2 protein-coding genes are annotated in these 1,533 nt (G+C 57.7%); both read left to right on the top strand.

Annotated features, from left to right (window positions below):
• The first annotated feature begins 205 nt into the window (after positions 1 to 205).
• On the top strand, positions 206 to 1,150 hold the full coding sequence (locus VU18_RS11625; protein WP_020278121.1) for an NAD-dependent epimerase/dehydratase family protein: 945 nt from the start codon (positions 206 to 208) through the stop codon (positions 1,148 to 1,150).
• Positions 1,140 to 1,533, top strand: a 394-nt coding sequence (locus VU18_RS20265) for a lysylphosphatidylglycerol synthase transmembrane domain-containing protein (RefSeq protein WP_047758225.1), incomplete at its 3' end; no start/stop codon positions are given. The genes VU18_RS11625 and VU18_RS20265, both read left to right, overlap by 11 nt.

Raw genomic sequence — 1,533 nt, 5'->3', positions numbered from 1 at the left:
CCTTTTGGGACACCCTCTTGTATGACGAAGGAGGCAGCGGATTTGATGTCGGCAGAGTGCTCGATGGTGGATGTCAGGCAGCTTGTGTGCCTTCAGGGCAGCCGTCTGTCCGGAAACGTTTGGTTTTTTTCATGGCGCCGCGACTTTTCCGAGCGGCTGTGGTAAGATGCTGATGGATAGTCCATTTTGTAATGGGGTGAAACCGTTGAAAATTGTTGTCACTGGAGGAGCCGGATTTATTGGCAGTCATTTGGCCGCTCGTCTGCATGAACAAGGTCATGAAGTGGCAGCGATCGATTGTTTTCATCCGTACTATCCTGTTGAGCGGAAGGAGCGGCAGTTTCACGCGCTCACCGGCGGCCGGGTGCCGCTTGTCCGCTTGGATTTGCTTGATGGGGAGCGAACGAAAAGGTGGCTGGCCGAGTTTCGCCCCGATGTCGTCTACCATTTGGCGGCGCTGCCGGGCGTGCCGTATTCGTTGGCGCATCCGCTCGCTTACATCGATTATGACATTAAGGCGACGGTGAACGTTTTGGCGGCGGCGGGGGAAGCGGGGGTGGCGCATGTGCTGTTTGCCTCATCGTCATCGGTGTACGGCGACCGCGGCAATGTCCCACTCCGGGAAGAGATGGCTGACGGCCGCGTCGTTTCGCCGTATGCGGCGGCGAAATACGGAGCGGAATCGTTTTGTCATGCCTATGCCCATTTGTATGGCTACCAAATGACGATTTTTCGCTATTTCACCGTTTACGGGCCGTGGGGTCGTCCGGATATGGCGATCGGCACGTTTTTGCGCCGATTGCTGGCGGGCGAGGAGATTGTCGTATATGGCAAAGGAACGGCGCGTGATTATACGTACATCGATGATATTGTGGAGGGCATGATCGCAGCACTTCACCGCAGCGGTGGGCGAAGCGAAGTGTTCAACTTGGGCGCCGGGGCGCCCGTCACCATGGAGCAGCTGCTCGCTGAGTTGCGGAAGCACTTTCCCGATCTGAAAATCGTGCACGCGCCGGAGCGGAAAGGCGATGTGAAAGCGACATGGGCGGACATCACGAAGGCGGAGCGGGCGTTTGGTTACAAGCCGAAGGTGGCGTTTGCCGAAGGGCTCGCCCGCACGGTGGCGTGGGCGCGCGAATATGAGCGGTAAACCGGCGGCTAAAGCGGCGTTGCAAGCAGCTGGGCTCGCGCTTCTTTTCTTTTCCGCTTGGTTGACATACCGCTGCTTTGACGGCCGGCAGATGCTCCATCATCTATCCAGGCTAGTCAGCCGCCCGATCGAGATGGCTGCCGCTGCTTTCGTATATGGCTTGTCGTTTTGGCTGCGGGCGTGGGCGTGGAAGCGATATGTCGGAAAGCCAATCGCCTTCTCTGTTTATTGGCGTGCCGTGCTGCTTAGTTTGTTTGTTAACCATCTAGCCCCAGTGAAAATCGGTGATGCTGTGCGTATGGCTTTGCTTGCCCGCCAGCCCGGTGTTTCAGCCAGCGAGGCCATTGAATCGGTGGCGGTGATGCGGCTCCTTGATATGGCGG

The sequence above is a fragment of the Geobacillus sp. ZGt-1 genome, from assembly GCF_001026865.1.
GTDB lineage: Bacteria > Bacillota > Bacilli > Bacillales > Anoxybacillaceae > Geobacillus > Geobacillus thermoleovorans.
The sequence above is the reverse complement of the archived record's forward strand: the minus strand, read 5'-3'. Positions and strand labels throughout refer to the sequence as shown.